At 73.2% G+C, this 18,364-nt stretch carries 15 protein-coding genes and 1 pseudogene; 10 read left to right on the forward strand and 6 right to left on the reverse strand.

Annotated features, from left to right (window positions below; all coding sequences use genetic code 11):
* The first annotated feature begins 96 nt into the window (after positions 1-96).
* The 3 genes from cmk to der all read left to right on the forward strand — a co-directional run bounded on the left by cmk (position 97) and on the right by der (position 2,988).
* A complete protein-coding gene (gene cmk, locus AB0F82_RS31900) occupies positions 97-804 on the forward strand; it encodes a (d)CMP kinase (protein ID WP_362633754.1) in 708 nt (235 codons plus the stop codon).
* Complete coding sequence (locus AB0F82_RS31905) at positions 759-1,448, forward strand: lysophospholipid acyltransferase family protein (protein WP_390080177.1); 690 nt, start codon at positions 759-761, stop codon at positions 1,446-1,448. Before cmk ends, AB0F82_RS31905 begins: the two co-directional genes overlap by 46 nt.
* Before the next feature lie 76 nt (positions 1,449-1,524).
* Positions 1,525-2,988 (forward strand): ribosome biogenesis GTPase Der, encoded by a 1,464-nt coding sequence (gene der / locus AB0F82_RS31910; RefSeq protein WP_362633756.1) that lies wholly within the window; start codon positions 1,525-1,527, stop codon positions 2,986-2,988.
* A 13-nt stretch (positions 2,989-3,001) separates the two neighbouring features.
* Here der and AB0F82_RS31915 read toward each other — a convergent pair whose 3' ends face one another.
* Together AB0F82_RS31915 and AB0F82_RS31920 are read right to left on the reverse strand one after the other, a co-directional pair.
* On the reverse strand, positions 3,002-3,409 hold the full coding sequence (locus AB0F82_RS31915; RefSeq protein WP_362633759.1) for a hypothetical protein: 408 nt from the start codon (positions 3,407-3,409) through the stop codon (positions 3,002-3,004).
* A gap of 208 nt (positions 3,410-3,617) precedes the next feature.
* Positions 3,618-4,430 carry a hypothetical protein gene (locus AB0F82_RS31920; protein ID WP_362633762.1) on the reverse strand — a complete coding sequence of 271 codons (813 nt, stop codon included), beginning with the start codon at positions 4,428-4,430 and terminating at the stop codon, positions 3,618-3,620.
* A 294-nt stretch (positions 4,431-4,724) separates the two neighbouring features.
* Here AB0F82_RS31920 and AB0F82_RS38775 point away from each other — a divergent pair.
* Positions 4,725-5,309, forward strand: a pseudogene (locus AB0F82_RS38775) (transglycosylase family protein); the annotation flags it as partial.
* A 453-nt stretch (positions 5,310-5,762) separates the two neighbouring features.
* Positions 5,763-6,743 carry a helix-turn-helix transcriptional regulator gene (locus AB0F82_RS31930; protein ID WP_362633767.1) on the forward strand — a complete coding sequence of 327 codons (981 nt, stop codon included), beginning with the start codon at positions 5,763-5,765 and terminating at the stop codon, positions 6,741-6,743.
* Between the two features lie 282 nt (positions 6,744-7,025).
* On the opposite strand, the gene AB0F82_RS31935 is transcribed toward AB0F82_RS31930, so the two are convergent.
* Entirely contained in the window at positions 7,026-8,093 is a 1,068-nt protein-coding gene (locus AB0F82_RS31935; RefSeq protein ID WP_362633770.1) for a phosphatase PAP2 family protein, read from the reverse strand.
* 238 nt (positions 8,094-8,331) lie between these two features.
* Entirely contained in the window at positions 8,332-9,447 is a 1,116-nt protein-coding gene (locus AB0F82_RS31940) for a glycosyltransferase family 39 protein (RefSeq protein ID WP_436842211.1), read from the reverse strand.
* 281 nt (positions 9,448-9,728) lie between these two features.
* Between AB0F82_RS31940 and AB0F82_RS31945 the strand changes: the two genes are divergently transcribed.
* Together AB0F82_RS31945 and AB0F82_RS31950 are read left to right on the forward strand one after the other, a co-directional pair.
* Positions 9,729-11,417: an MFS transporter gene (locus tag AB0F82_RS31945; protein ID WP_362633774.1), complete on the forward strand. Its 1,689-nt coding sequence runs from the start codon at positions 9,729-9,731 to the stop codon at positions 11,415-11,417.
* A gap of 265 nt (positions 11,418-11,682) precedes the next feature.
* Positions 11,683-12,852, forward strand: coding sequence for an acyl-CoA dehydrogenase family protein (locus tag AB0F82_RS31950; protein ID WP_362633777.1), 1,170 nt, complete (start codon positions 11,683-11,685; stop codon positions 12,850-12,852).
* A gap of 9 nt (positions 12,853-12,861) precedes the next feature.
* Here AB0F82_RS31950 and AB0F82_RS31955 read toward each other — a convergent pair whose 3' ends face one another.
* Positions 12,862-13,311 (reverse strand): cell division protein SepF, encoded by a 450-nt coding sequence (locus AB0F82_RS31955; RefSeq protein ID WP_356814188.1) that lies wholly within the window; start codon positions 13,309-13,311, stop codon positions 12,862-12,864.
* Between the two features lie 286 nt (positions 13,312-13,597).
* Between AB0F82_RS31955 and AB0F82_RS31960 the strand changes: the two genes are divergently transcribed.
* From AB0F82_RS31960 to AB0F82_RS31970, 3 genes are all read left to right on the forward strand, one after another.
* Entirely contained in the window at positions 13,598-14,989 is a 1,392-nt protein-coding gene (locus AB0F82_RS31960) for a DUF5685 family protein (RefSeq protein ID WP_362633781.1), read from the forward strand.
* 949 nt (positions 14,990-15,938) lie between these two features.
* The gene (locus AB0F82_RS31965) at positions 15,939-16,823 is read left to right on the forward strand and encodes a S1 family peptidase (RefSeq protein WP_356814190.1); all 885 of its coding nucleotides are present in this window, start codon (positions 15,939-15,941) and stop codon (positions 16,821-16,823) included.
* Positions 16,824-16,921: 98 nt separating this feature from the next.
* Positions 16,922-17,401, forward strand: coding sequence for a hypothetical protein (locus tag AB0F82_RS31970; protein WP_362633784.1), 480 nt, complete (start codon positions 16,922-16,924; stop codon positions 17,399-17,401).
* Between the two features lie 45 nt (positions 17,402-17,446).
* On the opposite strand, the gene AB0F82_RS31975 is transcribed toward AB0F82_RS31970, so the two are convergent.
* On the reverse strand, positions 17,447-18,343 hold the full coding sequence (locus AB0F82_RS31975; RefSeq protein ID WP_356814192.1) for a DUF4231 domain-containing protein: 897 nt from the start codon (positions 18,341-18,343) through the stop codon (positions 17,447-17,449).
* Positions 18,344-18,364 lie beyond the last annotated feature (21 nt).

Below are 18,364 nucleotides of genomic sequence, written 5' to 3' on the forward strand. Positions count from 1 at the left end.
TGATCGGCAATACACCTCCCTGGGGCCCGGTAACCTTGCAGAGGGGCGCTTTGCCGCGCCCGGACACGTACGCGCAACCAGGAAGGTGCCCGCACCGTGGAAACCGCCGCTCCGTCCGCCGTGATCGTCGCCATCGACGGTCCCTCCGGCACGGGCAAGTCCAGCACCTCCAAGGCCGTGGCCGCCAAGCTCGGGCTCCGCTACCTGGACACCGGTGCCCAGTACCGGGCCATCACCTGGTGGATGATCACCAACGGGGTCGACACCGACGACGCGCAGGCCGTGGCGGTCGCCGCCGGCAAGCCCTCCATCGTGTCCGGCACCGACCCGGCCGCGCCCACCATCACCGTCGACGGCCTCGACGCCGCCGGCCCCATCCGGACCCAGGAGGTCACCTCCAGGGTCAGCGCCGTCAGCGCGGTCCCCGAGGTGCGCACGCTCATCACCGAGCTGCAGCGCTCCATCGCCGCCGAGGCGGCCCGGGACGCGGAAGGGATCGTCGTCGAAGGCCGGGACATCGGCACCACCGTCCTGCCCGACGCCGACCTCAAGGTCTTCCTGACGGCCTCCGCCGAGGCGCGCGCCGCCCGGCGCAGCGGAGAGCTCCGCGGCAAGGAGGCCGCCGACCTCGCGGCCACCAAGGAGGCGCTGATCAAGCGCGACGCCGCCGACTCCGGCCGCAAGACCTCTCCGCTGGCCAAGGCCGACGACGCCGTCGAGGTGGACACCACCGAGCTCACGCTCGACCAGGTGATCGAGTGCGTCGTGACGCTCGTCGAAGAGAAGCGGGCGGTCCGCACGTGAGTCGAACGCCCTCCCTCAAGGGTGCGGCGGTCGGCAGGCGCATCGGCATCGGCCTCATGTACGGGCTGTGGAAGCCGCGCGTACTGGGCGCCTGGAAGGTGCCCGCCTCGGGTCCCGTCATCCTCGCCGTGAACCACACGCACAACATAGACGGCCCCATGGTGATGGGCACCGCGCCCCGACCCCTGCACTTCCTGATCAAGAAGGAAGCGTACGTGGGCCCGCTCGGCCCGTTCCTGGACGGCATCGGGCAGGTCAAGGTCGACCGCTCCGGCGCCGACCGGGCGGCGATAGGCCGCGCCCTCGCCGTGCTCGACCAGGGCGGGGCCCTGGGGATATTTCCCGAGGGCCGCAGGGGCGAGGGCGACTTCGCCTCGCTGCGCGCGGGACTCGCGTACTTCTCGGTCCGCAGCGGCGCACCCATCGTGCCCGTCGCGGTCCTGGGCAGCGCCGAGGACCGCGGCAGGCTGATCCCGGGGCTGCCGCCCTTCAAGAGCCGGGTCGACGTCGTCTTCGGCTCGGCCTTCGACGCCGGGGACGGCAGTGGCCGCCGTACCCGTACCGCGCTGGACCGGGCCACCGTACGCATTCAGGACCGGCTGACCGCCCACCTGGCCGACGCCAAGCGCCTGACCGGGCGCTGAGCGAGACTTGAACCCAGTAGTGGAACCGCGCTGCGCGGGCACCACCGATCACCACGAACGACGAGGAACGGACTTCATGAACGACCAGCACGACCACGGAGCACTTGGCGATGCCGAGTACGCGGAGTTCATGGAGCTCGCCGCGGAAGAGGGCTTCGACCTCGAAGACGTCGAAGGCGCCATCGAGGAGGCGGGCCACGGCCCGCTGCCCGTCCTCGCCGTCGTGGGCCGGCCCAACGTCGGCAAGTCGACGTTGGTGAACCGCATCATCGGCCGCCGCGAGGCGGTCGTCGAGGACAAGCCCGGCGTCACCCGCGACCGCGTCACCTACGAGGCCGAGTGGGCCGGCCGACGCTTCAAGGTCGTCGACACCGGCGGCTGGGAGCAGGACGTCCTCGGCATCGACGCGGCCGTCGCCGCCCAGGCCGAGTACGCCATCGAGACCGCCGACGCGGTCGTCTTCGTCGTCGACGCCAAGGTCGGCGCCACCGACAGCGACGAGGCCGTCGTCAGGCTGCTGCGCAAGGCCAAGAAGCCCGTCGTCCTGTGCGCCAACAAGGTCGACGGCCAGAGCGGCGAGTCCGACGCGGCGTCCCTGTGGTCGCTGGGCCTCGGCATGCCGCACCCCGTCTCCTCGCTGCACGGCCGCGGCACCGGCGACATGCTCGACGCCGTCCTCGACGTCCTGCCGGAGGCCCCGGAGCAGACCTTCGGCGGCGTCGCGCCCGGCGGCCCGCGCCGCATCGCACTGATCGGCCGCCCGAACGTCGGCAAGTCCTCGCTGCTGAACAAGGTCGCGAAGGAGAACCGGGTCGTCGTCAACGAGCTGGCCGGCACCACCCGCGACCCGGTCGACGAGCTCATCGAGCTCGGCGGCATCACCTGGAAGTTCGTCGACACCGCCGGCATCCGCAAGAAGGTCCACCTCCAGCAGGGCGCCGACTACTACGCCTCGCTGCGCACCGCCGCGGCCGTCGAGAAGGCGGAGGTGGCGGTCATCCTGATCGACACCACCGAGACCATCAGCGTCCAGGACCAGCGCATCATCACCATGGCCGTCGAGGCCGGCCGCGCGATCGTGATCGCCTACAACAAGTGGGACGAGCTCGACGAGGAGCGCCGCTACTACCTCGAGCGCGAGATCGAGACCGAGATGCAGCAGGTCTCCTGGGCGCCGCGGGTGAACGTCTCGGCGCTCACCGGCCGCCACATGGAGAAGCTGGTCCCGGCGATCGAGACCGCGCTGGCGGGCTGGGAGACGCGCGTCCCCACCGGCCGGCTGAACGCCTTCCTCGGCGAGGTCGTCGCCGCCCACCCGCACCCGATCCGCGGCGGCAAGCAGCCCCGCATCCTGTTCGGTACCCAGGCGGGGAGCAAGCCGCCGCGGTTCGTCCTCTTCGCCTCCGGCTTCCTGGAGCACGGTTACCGGCGCTTCATCGAGCGCCGCCTGCGCGAGGAGTTCGGCTTCGAGGGCACCCCGATCCACATCTCGGTGCGGGTGCGCGAGAAGCGCGGCGCCCAGTACAAGAAGAAGAAGTAGCGGTGGTCCGGGGTCAGTAGCCCCGGCGCGGAGCGGGCGGCAGGGCCGCCGGGACGTGCGTCATCCCGGTCTGGTGCTGCCGCCCGTCGGCGTATCCGGGGTTGCCCGCGTACGAGTAGGCCGGCTGCGTCTGGGGCTGCGCCTGCGACGGGGACGGCGTCTGGGACGGGGGCTGCGGGCCGTAGGAGGAGGGCTGCCAGCTGTCCGTCCGCTGCCACGCGGAGCCGCTCCAGCCGCCGCTGCCGTACGTGCCGACCGTGTAGCCGCCGCCGTACGAGAAGGCCGTGAACCCGAGGTCCTCCTCGCCCGTACGGTCGCCCGGCAGGGCCCGGAAGGCGCGCAGGTACTCCGAGTACAGCGTGTCGTAGATCGGGGTGTGCGAGACGGCCGGAGAGCTGTCCCGGTCCCGTACGGGACGCATGGCGGGGACGGTGCTCGGATGGGACGGGGCGCGGGAGGAGTCGTATGGATGCACGTATCAGCCAACGAAACCGGCGCTCTGCGGATGCGGGGTGACGGGGGAGGAAACACAGATCGCCGGGGGTGTGGGGGACGGACCGCACACCCCCGGCGCACGCCGCCCGGCCCTCCTTCGCGGGGGCCGGGCAGCCGTTCGGTACCGGCTTCGGTCAGGCGCCGGGCGTCCCCGCCAGGGGCATCGCGGCGGCCACGAGCTTGCCCGCGGCGGCGGCCTTGTCCAGCGCGTCGCGCAGCAGGTCCTCGCGCGGCTGCTGGCCGATGGAGCCGACCGGGGCGGCGTAGATGAGCACGCGCTGGGTCTTCTGGACGGCGGCCCGCCAGCCGTCGGTGACCGACAGCGCCTGGTGCGCCTGCCACCAGGCGACCTGGCCGCCGCCCTCGGTGCCGGGCTGGAGCACGGCGTGCAGCTGCCCGGCCGCGAGCAGGACCGACCAGCCGCCGAGGAGGGTGGGGAGTTCGGCCGTGTCGGTCACCGGGATGAAGCCCTGCTCGATCAGGAGCGGCAGGAAGTCGTCGCCGGGGCCGTCGCTGCCCGGGCGGGCGATGGGCGCGGTCGGCTCGACGACGAGGGCGGGGTGCAGCTCGCCGCCGATCAGCACGAGGCCGCTGGTGATGCCGAGGACGGCCTGTCCGCCGGGCACGTTCTGCGGTGCGCCCGCGCCCGCGTCCTGCCCGGAGGCCGGGCTGTCACCGGTGATGCTGCGGACCGCGCCCTGGAGCTGCTCCTCGGAGACGGAGACGACCTGCGAGGGGATGCAGGTGGCGTGGGCGAAGGCGAGGACGGCGGTCTCTTCGCCGACGAACAGCACTGTGCTGGTGCGGTCGTTCTCGGGGTCGCCCGGGGTACGGCAGGAGGTGCAGTCGTAACTGCGCGGCGCGTCGTCGCCGACGAGCAGCCTGTCGGCTTCTTCGTCGCCGATCTCGGCACGTACCTCATCACTGACGTCGAGCATGCGCGGCACGGGGTGCTCCTCGGCATAGGTGCGGGTCCGGGAGGCTCCCGGCTCGCCGGGCACAACGCGGGAGCGGCGGCCGGGGTCACGCCATTTGAGGGAACGGATTCGAACCGGGCGCCCGGAAGGGTGAACCGTGCGACCACAGCTTCGGTTTTGTGCCAACTGTTTTCTGGTTGTGCGCAGTTGGTGGCTGGGTGTGGCCGTTTCGGGGGAGCGGGAAGTCGGCCGACCGGGTGGGGTGCGGTGCCCCGCCGCGTGGCGGGGCCCGGAGCAGTGTGGGGCGCTGCGTAGCGTGACCCGATGCCCAACCTCCGGACCGTCCGGGCCGCCCGCGCCGTCGTCGCGGCCGTCGTGCTGGCGCTCGTAGCACCCCGGGGCGCGGCGGAGGCGGCACCGCCACCGCCCGCGCCGGGTCCGGCCGGGGCCGCGCACCCCGGGTCGCCGGGCGTGATCGGAAGCGGGCCCGGGGACTGCGGACCGGGCGGGGAATGGCCCTGGGACTGCGTGGCCCACTGCGAGAGCGGCGGGCGGTGGGCGGTCAACACCGGCAACGGCTTCTACGGCGGGCTGCAGTTCTGGCAGCCGACGTGGGAGGAGTACGGCGGCCTGGCCTTCGCGCCGCGGGCCGACCTGGCGGACCGCGTGCAGCAGATCAGGGTGGCGCAGGAGGTCCTCGGCACGCAGGGGTGGAACGCGTGGCCGGTCTGCTCGAAGCGGTACGGGCTCGCCGGGCGGATGCACACCGTACGGGCCGGGGACACGCTGGCCACGATCGCCCGCGAGCGCCGGGTGAAGGGCGGGTGGCAGGCGCTGTACGAGGCCAACCGGGAGACGATCGGGCCGAAGCCGGCGGCGATCGCCGTGGGCGCGCTGCTGGTCATCCCGGAGCCGAGTCTCGTGCCGGTGGCGAAGCCGAGTCCAGTGCCCGGGGTGGTGCCGAGTCCCGTGCCCGGGGTGGTGCCGGGTCCCGTGCCGGGGGTGGTGCCGAGTCCCGTGCCGGTGGCGAAGCCGAGTCCCGTGCCCGGGGCGGTGCCGGGGGTGAAGCCGAGTCCAGTGCCCGGGGCCGTGCCAAGTCCTGCGCCTGCGGCGAAGCCGAACCCCGTGGCTGCGGCGAAGCCGGTGCCCGCGGCGAAGCCCAGGACCGCGGCCGTGCCGGAGCCTGGGCCCGCGGCAATGCCGGCTCCCGTGTCCGCGGCGGAGCCGAAGCCCTGGCCGAAGCAGGCGTTCGAGCCGGGGACGACGGGCGCCGGCGGTTTCCGTTCGACGGAGCAGGAGCCCTCCGCGGTGCCTTCGCCGGTACCCCGCTGAACGCCGCACGCCCGCTGGCAGACTCGGGGGATGCTCGAGACCTCCGCACGGCTGCTGCGCCTGCTCTCCCTGCTCCAGGCCCAACGCGAATGGACCGGTGCCGATCTCGCCGACCGCCTCGGCGTCACCGCCCGGACGGTCCGACGCGACGTGGACCGGCTGCGGGAGCTGGGGTATCCGGTGAACGCCAGCCCCGGGACCGGTGGCGGCTACCAGCTGGGAGCAGGGGCCGAGCTGCCGCCGCTGCTGCTGGACGACGACGAGGCCGTGGCCGTCGCAGTCGGGCTGCGGACCGCCGCGGGCAACGGGGTCGAGGGGATCGGGGAGGCCTCCGTACGGGCCCTCACGAAGCTGGAGCAGGTCCTGCCGTCCCGCCTGCGCCGGAGGGTGTCCGCCCTCAACGAGTTCACCGTGCCGATGCTGCGCGGGGCCGAGCGGTCCACCGTGGACGCCTCGGTGCTGACCGAACTGGCCTCGGTCTGCCGGGACGCCGAGCGGCTCCGCTTCGGGTACCGCGACCACGGCGGCGGCGTCAGCCGCCGCACCGTCGAACCGCACCGGCTCGTCTGCACGGAGCGGCGCTGGTACCTGGTCGCCTGGGACCTCGACCGCGAGGCGTGGCGGACCTTCCGCGCGGACCGGATCGAGCCCAGACCGCCCCACGGGCCGCGGTTCACCCCGCGCCCGCCCCCCGCCGAGGACCTCGCCGCGTACGTCTCCGAAGGCGTGTCCCGGCGGGTCTACGCCGCCCGCGCGGTGGTGCGGCTGAAGATCTCCGAGCAGGAGGCGGCGCAGATCATCGGGCCGAGCGACGGTGTCCTGGAACCGGTCGACGCGGATACCTGCCTGCTGCGCACCGGCGCCGTGAACCTGGACGTTCTGGTGATTCACATCATGCTGCTCGGTTGTGAGTTCGAAGTGGTCGAGCCGCCCGGGCTCACGGATCGGATGAGGTCCCTGAGAGATCTGCTGGGGCGGGCCGTGGGTCCGCCAGAAGTGAAGGAAATGTAGCGGACCTGAGGGGGATTCAGCTGGTCCGGTCCAAGGGGTGCGTGGAATTGCGTTGCGGCAATTCTGTGCTTCTCGACGGAAATTCGAATACGTCCGGACGCCGGGCGTGTCGCGCTCCGGAAAGCAATTGGCGACTGTAGATATTCTGTGACACAAGCGTGACCCGGGACGGACGAACGTCCGGGCGCGCCGCTGACGAACGCCGAAGGCGGGCCGGGTCGATGACCCGGCCCGCCTTCGCGGTGCGGGGGTGGGTGGTGCGTACCGCCCCCGCCGTGGCCGTCAGCCGCCGGCGACCGGACGGGCGGCGGCGCCCCGCGTGCCGGCCCGCTCGGTGTGCGGAGGGCGGCGGCTGCCGACCGGGGTGACCGGGGTCCGCTCGGAGCGGATCAGGTGCGGCCGGTTGGCCGGGTGCACGGCCGGGCGGTGCGCCGGGGAGTGTCCCGTGGCGGCGCCGGCCGCCGCGGCCGCGGCGGGCACCGCGGCCGGTTCCTCGGCGGTCGGCGTGACGGGCTTCAGCTGCCACTTGCCGCCCGCGGAGAGCAGTGGGGTGAGCGCGGAGACGACCGGGGCGGGCATCCGCCCGGTCTCGGCCCGGCGGCGCAGCATCTCGCGCAGGTCGAAGACGTAGGCCTCGGCCCGTGCGATGAGCGGCTCGAACCAGGGGAGGGCCAGCAGGATCAGCAGACCCGCGGACCAGCCCAGCAGGACATCGCTGACCCAGTGCGTGCCGAGGTACACGGTGGTGGCGCCGACGCTCAGCGAGACGACCGCGGACACCACGGACAGCACCCGCCGAGTGACCACGGTGGACGCCAGGTAGGCGAGGATCCCCCAGGTCACGACGGCGTTGGCGGTGTGGCCGGAAGGGAATATATCGCCGCCCGCGAAGAGTTCGGCCGAGCCGATCTCTGTGGCGTAGTGCGGGCCGAGCCGGCCCAGGCCCAGCTTCACCGACCCGACGGTGACGTTGAGCAGCAGCAGCGCCACACCGAGGGTGATCAGCGGGCGGAGGGTGTGCTGCCGCCAGGAGCGCCAGCCGAGCCACGCGGCGACCATGACCGCGGTGGGCCCGCGTTGGCCGAGCACGACCAGATAGTCGAGGAAGGCGTGCAGCTGCGGCCACTGCTCGTAGGGCCGGAAGAACATGATCTGCCAGTCGAGGCGGACCAGCCAGGACGTGGTCAGCACGGCCACCACGATGGCGAGGTAGAACGCGAGGGTCGAGCCCAGGAGTACGACGCGGTGCCGGCTCATCTGCGGGGTCTGCAGATGAGCCGGTCGCTCTGGTTCCCGGTCCAGCCGGGCGAAGACCCGCTCCAGACGGGTCAGGATTTGGTCGGTACGCACTCAATCGACGTTACCGCGCGGCGATGGTCAGGCCGGGCGAATCGCGGGCTTTGTGATGACCATGTGATGTGGAGTTGGTCTCACGCGGGGCATAATTCCCGGTATTCCGGCAGGGGTTGGGTCCTTCTCGATCCGGTGTCCGGTAATTGTTTCGGCCGCTTATTGGGGCTTTATTGCCGCAGGTCGATTCCCTTGCCCGTGGAGGACCGGGGAAGATCCGGTCCGGTCCGCGGGGAGCCTACGGAGGGCCCGAGCCGTTCAGCCAGAACGCCCCGTACACCGCCGAGGCCAGGGCGGCAGCCCCCAGCACCAGGACCGCCCGCCGGGTCCGCCACCGGGCGAGCGCCACCGCCGGCACCAGCATCAGCGGGAACGCCGGCAGCAACAGCCGCGGCTTCGAACCGAAGTACCCGGACGCGCACAGCGCGAGCGCCACGACGATCCCGCAGTACACGAGCAGCGGCGCCGGCTGACGCTGCCGCACGCACGCCCCGTACAGCCACAGCACCAGGACGACCCCGGCGATCAGCCCCAGCCCGGCCGGCCAGGCGGACGAGGCCAGCTTCGCCCCGACGAACCGGGCGAAGGCCCAGCCGCCGTCGAAGCCGTTGCCCCAGCCGGCCTGCACCTCCAGGTACCCGAGCAGCCCGCCCCCGGTGCGCGCACCCACCCACAGCACGTACGCGGCCGCGCCCGCCGGAGCCAGCAGCACCCCCACCGCCATGCGAACCGACCGCTCCCCGCGCCGCCGGGCCAGTACGGCGGCCACCCACACCGCCGCGACGACCGCCGCGCCGACCGGGCGGGTCAGTCCGGCCCCGGCGGCGAGCAGGCCCGCCGTCAGCCACCGGCCGCGCAGGGCCCCGTACAGCGCCCAGGCGGCCAGCGCCGTGAACAGCGACTCGCTGTAGGCCATGGACTGCACGATCCCGACGGGCAGCGCAGCCCAGACGGCGACGGCGAACACCCCGGTCCGGCGGCCGTGGAGCAGGTCGGCCACCGCGAAGATCCCCCACGCCGCCGCGAGCCCGGCGAGCACCGACACCACCAGGCCCGCCGAGCCGTACGAGAGCCCGGTCACCGCGGACACCACCCGCTCCAGCCACGGCAGCAGCGGGAAGAACGCCAGGTTCGAGTGAACGTCCCCGTCGGGCAGGACGATCTCGTAGCCGTACCCCTCTGCGGCGATGCGCGCGTACCAGAGCGAGTCCCAGCGGGCCGACAGCAGCGTGTGCGGGCTGCTGCCCGCCACCGCGCCCCACACGGCGAGCACGGTCAGCCCGAGCAGCCGGACCGCCGCGTAGACGGCCAGCGCGGGCGCGGCCCGGCGAAATCCAAGATCTTCCACGGGCATGATTATCGGTGGCGTCCGACCGGGGCCGGCGCCGAGACAACGGAACGTGAGCGGGCGCGCACGCGGGGGAGGACTCCCGGACGGGGAGTGGCACACGCCACACGGAGGGCGCCGCCGGGATGAGAGCTTGGCCACGTGACGGGCACACGAACTCGCGTACGCTGACCGTTCACTCGCGTGTCGATGCCGGACCCCGTTGGATGCCGCACAGCGCACCACCCCTCGCGGCTCCACCAGACGCTGGTCCACCGAGCGCGAGGGATCACCTGGGAGGTACATGCATGGCGGGGACGAACGCGGCCACAGCCGGGACCCCTTCGCCCTGGCAGCGGCTGGGTGCGGTCTCCGGCGGCGCCAACCGCTGGGTCGTCCTGGCAGTTCTCTGCGTCAGCCTGGTCCTCGTCGCGCTCGACGCGACGATCCTGCACGTGGCGGTCCCGTCCGTCACCGAGGACCTGCGGCCCGGCCCGATCGAGCTCCTCTGGATCGTCGACGCCTACCCGCTGGTCTGCGCCTCGCTGCTGATCCTCTTCGGCACCCTCGGGGACCGGGTCGGCCGCCGCCGCATCCTCCTCCTCGGCTACGGGCTCTTCGGCGCGGCCTCCGCGACAGCGGCCCTCGCCGACAACGCCGAGGTCCTCATCGCAGCGCGCGCCCTGCTCGGCATCGGCGGCGCGATGATCATGCCTGCCACCCTGTCGATCCTGCGCCAGGTCTTCCCCGACCGGCGCGAGCGGGCCCTCGCCATCGGCATCTGGACCGCCGTCGCCGCGATCGGCGCGGCCAGCGGTCCGGTCCTCGGCGGCTTCCTCATCGAGCACTTCTGGTGGGGCTCGGTCTTCCTCATCAACATCCCGCTCATGGCGCTGATCCTGCCGCTCGGACGCTGGCTGCTGCCGGAGTCGCGCGGCTCCGCGGACGGGCCCTGGGACGTGCTCGGCGCGCTGATGGCCGCCGCCGGCGTGCTCGGCTCGGTCCTCGGGATCAAACGGCTCGGTGCCGAACGGCACCTCCTCGACGCCGAGGCGCTGGTCCCGATGCTGCTCGGCGCCGCGCTCCTCGTGCTGTTCGTACGGCGCCAGAAGCGGCGCGAGCACCCGCTGATCGACATGCGGATGTTCTCGCGGGCCGCCTTCTCCACCTCGGTCGCCTGCATCGTGCTCGCCATGCTCGCGCTGGTGGGGTTGGAGCTGATCGCCGTCCAGTACCTGCAGCTGGTGCTGCACCTCAGCCCCCTGGAGACCGGCCTGCGGCTGCTGCCGCTGACCTTCGCCGCCATGGCCGCGGGCGCCACCGGCTCCCACACCCTGGCCCGGGTCGGCCCGCGCACCATGGTGTCGCTGGGCTTCGTGCTGACGGCCTTCGCCGTGCTGCTGCTGACGCAGATGGGCCAGCAGGACCGGCCGGTGCTGCTGACCATCGGCTTCGTCCTGCTCGGCTTCGGACTGCAGACCACGCTGTTCGCCGCGTACGAGTCGATGCTGAGCGAGGCCCCGGCCGAGACCGCGGGCGGGGCGGCCTCGATCGGCGAGACCTCCTACCAGCTGGGCGCGGGCATCGGCATCGCGCTGCTCGGCAGTGTGATGAACGCGGCGTACCGGCCGGGACTGGCGTCCGTGCCGGGGGTTTCGGCGGCGGACTCGGCGGGCGCGGCGAACTCCCTGGGTGAGGCCTACCAGATCGCGGCCGGCCTCGGCGGCCCGGCCGGGGCCTCGCTGTACGCGGCGGCGCGGCACGCCTTCGTGCACGGGCTGCACGTCACGCTGCTGGTAAGCGCGGGGCTGCTGTTCGCGGGGGCGGCGATGGCGCTGAAGCTGCCGCGGGCGATGGACTGCGGGGTGCCGTCGCCGTCCGGCGGTGATCCGGATCCCGCGGTTGCCCCTCCGCCGCAGGCGACGGCGGCGCGGGTCGCCGTGCCGGCGCAGTCGAAGGGCGAGCCCTGTCCGGCTCCGGTGGAGCACGCGGGCTGACCGCCTGATGCGCCGGGTGCGGCGCCACTGCCGGGGCTCCGCCCGGACCCCGCTCCTCAAACGCCGGTGGGGGCTGAATTCGCCGGGCGCCGCCGGATTGTGCGGCGGAGCCAGGGAAGTGGGGCTGGATTTTGTACCGGTGGGGTCGCTAGCGTCAGCGATATCGCGCAAAACTTGCGCTGCTAGGTTCTGTCGGCCGGGCCGGCCGCGACGCGGCCCCCGGCACCCCGCGGCCCTCGGGCCGCCCAGGCCGCCGGGAGGCCCCGTGTCCTTCGTACCCACCGATCCGCTCGGGCTCGACGAGCTCCTCGGGCCCGAGGACCTCGCCGTCCGGGACACCGTCCGCGGCTGGGCCGCGGACCGGGTGCTGCCGAACATCGCCCAGTGGTACGAGAGCGGCGAGCTTCCCGCGATCCGCGAGCTGGCGCGGGAGCTCGGTGCCATCGGGGCGCTCGGGATGTCCCTGGAGGGCTACGGCTGCGCCGGTGCCAGCGCCGTTCAGTACGGCCTGGCCTGCCTGGAGCTGGAGGCCGCCGACTCCGGGATCCGCTCCCTCGTGTCGGTGCAGGGCTCGCTCGCCATGTACGCGATCTGGAAGTACGGCTCCGAGGAGCAGAAGCAGCGCTGGCTGCCCGGCATGGCCGCGGGCGAGCTGATCGGCTGCTTCGGGCTGACCGAGCCCGATGTGGGATCGGACCCGGCGGCGATGCGGACCCACGCCAAGCGCGACGGCACGGACTGGGTGCTGAACGGCCGCAAGATGTGGATCACCAACGGCTCCGTCGCGGCGGTGGCCGTGGTGTGGGCGCAGACCGACGACGGGATCCGCGGCTTCGCGGTGCCCACCGACGCGCCCGGCTTCTCCGCGCCGGAGATCAAGCACAAGTGGTCGCTGCGGGCCAGCGTCACCAGCGAGCTGGTCATGGACGACGTACGGCTGCCCGCCGACGCGGTGCTGCCGCTCGTCACCGGGCTCAAGGGGCCGCTCGGCTGTCTCAGCCACGCGCGGTACGGGATCATCTGGGGATCCATGGGCGCGGCGCGGGCCAGTTTCGAGGCCGCGCTCGGCTACGCCAGGACGCGGGAGCAGTTCGGCAAGCCGATCGGCGGCTTCCAGCTCACCCAGGCCAAGCTGGCGGACATGGCACTCGAACTGCACAAGGGCATCCTGCTCGCCCACCACCTGGGCCGGCGGATGGACGCGGGCACCCTGCGGCCGGAGCAGATCAGTTTCGGCAAGCTCAACAACGTCCGCGAGGCCATCGAGATCTGCCGCACCGCGCGGACCGTCCTCGGCGCCAACGGGATCTCTCTCGAATACCCCGTCATGCGGCACGCCACCAACCTCGAATCGGTGCTCACCTACGAGGGCACCGTCGAGATGCACCAGTTGGTGCTGGGCAAGGCGCTCACCGGGCTGGACGCCTTCCGGTGAGAGCCCTGCTCAGCTCTGGTTGAAGAAGTCGCGCGAGCGGCCGCCGGGCTCGCCGCTCACGATCTGGGTGTCGGCCGGGGTCAGCAGGAAGACCCTGGTCGCCACCCGCTCGATCGAACCGCGCAGCCCGAAGGTCAGTCCGGCCGCGAAGTCGACGACGCGCTTCGCGTCGGTCGGATCCATCGACGACAGGTTCACGATCACCGGGACACCGTCGCGGAACAGCTCGCCGATGCCGCGCGCGTCGCGGAATCCGTCCGGGGTGACCGTCGCGATCCGGCGGCCGTGATCGACGGCCGATTCGGAAGCCACCTTGACGCGGGGGTCGGTCACCCACTGGTCACCGGGGCCCGCGACGGAACCGTGGGCGGCCTCCGCGTAGTCGTCGTCGTAGTAGCGCTCGTCGTCGCTGTCCTCCACGAGACCCAGCCAGGCACTCGCCTTGCGCACCGAACCCATGGACTGCCTCCTTTCACCGCGGTCAGTCTGTCTTTCTCTCCGCTGCCCCTATGCTCGTCCATGATGCTGACAACGCGCCAAGTGGATAGTCGCCGCGCAGGGATTTCGTGACGGTACTGGTGCAGAACATCCGTTGCACGGTCAAGGATCCTGGCCGCTCCCGCTGCTGACTGAGTGAAAATACGACCGCCGCCGCCGTACGGGTGGGCGGCGGGGACGTACGGGTGAAAGACGCGGGTCGATACGATGCCCGGCAGGCACGCGTACGACACACGGGGGAAGCAGCTTGTTCGGCATAGTCAGACCTTGCACGCACCGGCTCGGGGAGCGGTTCAAGGCCGAGTGGATGGCCCATCTGTGCGGGCTGTGCCTGGCACTTCGGGGGGACCACGGGCAGTTCGCCCGGATCGTCACGAACTATGACGGGCTGCTCGTCTCCGTTCTGACGGAGGCTCAGTCCGGTCCCGCACCCGGCTCCCGGCGCACCGCCGGCCCCTGCCCGTTGCGCGGGATGCGCACCGCCGCCGTCGCCAAGGGCGAGGGGGCGAGGCTCGCGGCCGCCGTCTCCCTCGTCCTGGCCTCAGCGAAGGTCCGCGACCACGTGGCGGACCGGGACGGCCTGTTGGCCCGCGCCCCGATCGCCCTCGCCGCGCGCAAGGTGGCTCGCGGCTGGGACCGGGCCGGTGCCCGCACCGGCGCCTCGCTCGGCTTCGACACCGCGGTGCTCGTCGACGCGGTGGACCGGCAGGCCAGCATCGAGACGCTGGCCGGCATCGGCACCTCCGTGCTCGTCGTGACCGAGCCGACGGAGACCGCGACGGCCGCCGCCTTCGCGCATACCGCGCAGCTGGCCGGACGGCCGGGCAACGCCCCCGCGCTGGCCGAGGCGGGCCGCTACTTCGGGCGGCTCGCGCACCTGCTGGACGCGGTGGAGGACCAGGGCGCCGACGCGGAGGCGGGCGCCTGGAACCCGCTCACCGCCACCGGCACCTCGCGCGCCGAGGCCCGAAGGCTCTGCGACGACGCCCTGCACGGCATCCGGCTGGCCCTGGGCGAGGTCGAGTTCGCCGACGCGGGGCTCGCCCACCAGCTGCTCGTGCACGAACTGCGCACCTCGGTGGACCGGGCCTTCGGGACCATGAGCTGCGGCCACACGGCCACCGCCTCGGCCGGGCAGGGCCCGAACCCCTACGGCTCCGCCCCCTACGGCTCGAACCCGTACGAGGGGACCGGCGCCGCCGGCGGCAATCCCTACGGCGGCGCTCCGCACGGGGCGAACCCCTACGGCGCCGGCCCACACGGCGTGAACACCCCGCAGGCTCCCGGCGGCCCGGCCGGACCGCCGCCCATGGGGCCCGGCGGGTACGGCGGTGGCGGTGGCGGCTTCGGCGGCGCTGGCTTCGGTGGCGGCTCCGGTGGCGGCGGTCAGCACCCGCAGCGGCCGCGCCGGGGCCTGCTGGCCGGCTGCGCCGTGGCCATCGGGCTCTTCTGCACCTGCCAGATCTGCTGCACCGAGCACGAGGGCCCCTGGTCGCGCAAGAAGCGGGACCCGTGGTGCGACGCCTGCGACTGCTGCCCCCCGAACTCCTCGGCGACCGGCGGTTCCGGGGGCGGCTCCAGCGGCGGCGGTGGCGACGGAGGCTGCTGCGACTGCAACTGCGGCTGCTGCTGCGACTGAGTGCGCGTCAGTTCCGCGCGCCCGTACGGCGTATGCGGGGATTCCCGTACGGACGCGCGTGGAAGGGCTGAGCGGGATGAGCGATGACGCAGACGATCCGCACGCCGCCCGGCGGACACGGCGCGAGCACGGGGCCGCGACCGTGTCCGCCCCGTACGGCCCCCCGGCAGCGGGGCAGGGTCCCCCCACCGGGTGGCGGCTCCCGGACCGCCGCCTACCCGGAAGGTCGAATTCCGGCCGTTCCGGGCCCCAGCTCGTGTCCGCGAAGTCCCGCCTGCCCGGCCGAGTACCGCCCGCGCCGGGGCCCCGAACCGGGGACGGGCCGGGCCGTCAGGGCCGCCGCCTTCCCGCCCGTACGGTCCCGGTTCCCGGCCGTGACCGCCCGGGCCGCCGCCATCCGGCCCGAAGGGCGTCGGGCGGTAGGCACCGTCGGGCCGGTCACCGAGTGCGCCGCAGCCCACCCGGGCGCCCCGGTGCCCGTGCGCCCGGGGCGATCCCACGCTTGCGCGCACGACCGGGCCGGTCAGGTGGCGAACTCCGACGGGAACGCACGCCGCCCCGCCCCCGGTCGGAAGCCGACCCTTGCCTCCGCTGCCGCCGGGCGCGGCCGACGCCCCCTCCGCCGCCCGCAGGCCGGCATACCCGAGGCGCGGGGCGCGGTCACCGCGGGCCCCGACCGGGCTCCGCCGCGCCGTCCGACCGCACCCTCGCGGACCCCTTCCCCCGGCCTTTCCCGCTGCCCCGGAACACACCGCAGCCCACGGTGAGACGCGGCGCGCCGAGGCCGAAAGCCGCTCTTGCGGCCGGTATCCGACGACAGGACACTCCCGACAGCACTTGTCAGGGACACGGCCAAAGTTCATGCGCCCGCCGTGCCCCCGGCTGCGCCTCACGGGCTCCGGCACCCCCACGACCGCCGGGCCCCCGAACCTCTCCAGGAGGACGAGAAGTGAGGATCAAGCGCACCACCCGTAACAGGCTGCTCGCGGTGGCCACCGGCCTGGCCGCCGCCGCAGCGCTCGCCGCACCCACGGCGGCGAGCGCGGACCCGCAGGACGGCGGATTCAGCGCCGACCGGCTCGCCTCGGCCGGCGCCTCCGTCCTGCGCGCCGACGTCGCGGGCACCGCCTGGCACGCCGACCCCGCCACCGGGACCCTCGTGGTCTCCGCCGACTCCACCGTCTCCGCCGCCGCCATCGCGAGAATCAAGCGCGAGGCCGGAACCGACGCGGGGGCGCTGCGCATCGAGCGCATCCCGGGCAAGCTCACCAAGCTCGCCTCGGGCGGCGACGCCATCTACGCCAACAGCTGGCGCTGTTCGCTCGGCTTCAACGTCCGCAGCGGCGCCACCTACTACGCCCTGACCGCCGGACACTGCACCGACGGCGCGGGCACCTGGTGGACCAACTCCGCCCGTACGAACGTCCTCGGCTCCACGGCCGGGTCCAGCTTCCCCAACAACGACTACGGCCTCGTCAAGTACGCCAGCAACACGCCCACGCCCCCCGGGACCGTCGGCAGCCAGGACATCACCAGCGCCGTCAACGCGACGGTCAACATGTCCGTCACCCGGCGCGGCTCCACCACCGGCACCCACAGCGGCCGGGTCACCGGCCTCAACGCCACCGTCAACTACGGCGGCGGCGACGTCGTCTACGGCATGATCCGCACCAACGTGTGCGCCGAGCCCGGCGACAGCGGCGGGCCGCTCTACTCGGGCACCCGCGCCGTCGGCCTCACCTCCGGCGGCAGCGGCAACTGCTCGTCGGGCGGCACCACCTTCTTCCAGCCCGTGGTCGAGGCCCTCAACGCCTACGGGGTCAGCGTCTACTGACGAAGGTCCCGTGCGCCCCTGTCGGCACCCTGGACGTCCTCCCGCCTTCTGGGAGGATGTCCAGGGCGGCCGTGTCCCCGGGGGAAGCAGGTTCCTGCATGAAACGCATCGGCGTGACCGGGCACCGGGCCATCCCCGACTCGGTGCTCGGCCATGTGGAGAGCGGCCTGCGGGCCGTACTGGGCGGCCACGAAGGGCCGCTGGAGGCCCTCTCCAGCCTCGCCGACGGAGCGGACCAGCTGTTCGCCGCCGTCGCGCTCGAATGCGGCGCCGACCTCACCGTGGTGATCCCCAGCGAGGACTACGAAGACGCCTTCGAGGGCGCCGAGGCGCTCGACCGCTACCGGCGCCTCAGGCTCCGGGCCACCCAGGAGGTCCGGATGGACTTCGCCCGCTCCACGGACGAGGCCTACTACGCCGCCGGCACCTACATCGCCGACTCCTGCGACCGGCTCGTCGCCGTCTGGGACGGCCGGCCCGCCCGCGGGCACGGCGGCACCGCCGAGATCGTCGCCTACGCCCGCTCCCTGGGCAAGCCGGTCACCGTCCTGTGGTGCGAGGGCGTGTCCCGGGACTGACCCACGCCCCGCACCACCGACACCGACCCCGTCACCGCCACCGGCTCAACTGCTGTGCCGGACCAGCCAGTCCGTGTGCTGCGGCGAGACGTACCGCTCGGTCTCGTACACCGACGACGGCCACTGCGACTCGGTGATGGTCGTCTGCATCACCACCATCATCGCCGCCAGGTCCTGCTCGATCAGGGTGTGCGCCTCGATCAGCGGATGGTGGCGGCGCACCTCGTTCCAGGCGATGCCGGCCGCCGCCGCCGTGCTCAGCAGCCCCGTCAGGCCCGCCCCCGGACCCGAACCGAACGCCCTCAGCACGGCGAACATCAACGCCAGACAGGTCAGCAGGACGATCGTCCACGACCACAGGTGCGTCGCCCGCCGGGACACCTCCGTCCGCCGCCGGTACCAGTTGCGCTGCTCGATCAGCCGGTCCCGGACGTACGTCTCCCGCCGCACGTGGTAGTCCTTGCCGCGCAGCCGCTGCATCGCCCCGGTGATCTCCGCGCCCTCCGGCACGGCGCCGGCCGTCCGCGGATCGTCCCAGCCCATCTTCCGCAGCTCCGCCAGACCCGCTTCCAGCCGAGTCCGGTACGTCTCCCCGGGATCGGCCACGTCACTGCCGAACGGCGCGCCGTGCACCGCGTACCGCCAGGCCAGGGACTTGATGAACTCCGCGGCGCTGCGGTTGAGCTGCCACTGCGGGCGGGCCCGGCGCCGGGTCGCCCGCATGCCCACGCCCAGCACCCCCGCGTAACTGATCACGCTCAGCAGCCCGAAGAGGTGCAGCGAGCCGAGCTGGGGCCCCGGCGGCAGCGCCGCCGCCCCCGCGGCCACGACGAGCAGCAGCAGCTGCGTCCTCGTCGCCTGGGCCGACTCCCGCTGCCGGGAGATCGCCGTCCGGTCCGTGTGGTGGAAGAGGACCGGCAGGTCCTCGTTTCGAAAGGTCATGCTGTCGGTCACAACGCCCCC

It is taken from the genome of Streptomyces virginiae (assembly GCF_040638905.1).
GTDB lineage: Bacteria > Actinomycetota > Actinomycetes > Streptomycetales > Streptomycetaceae > Streptomyces > Streptomyces virginiae_B.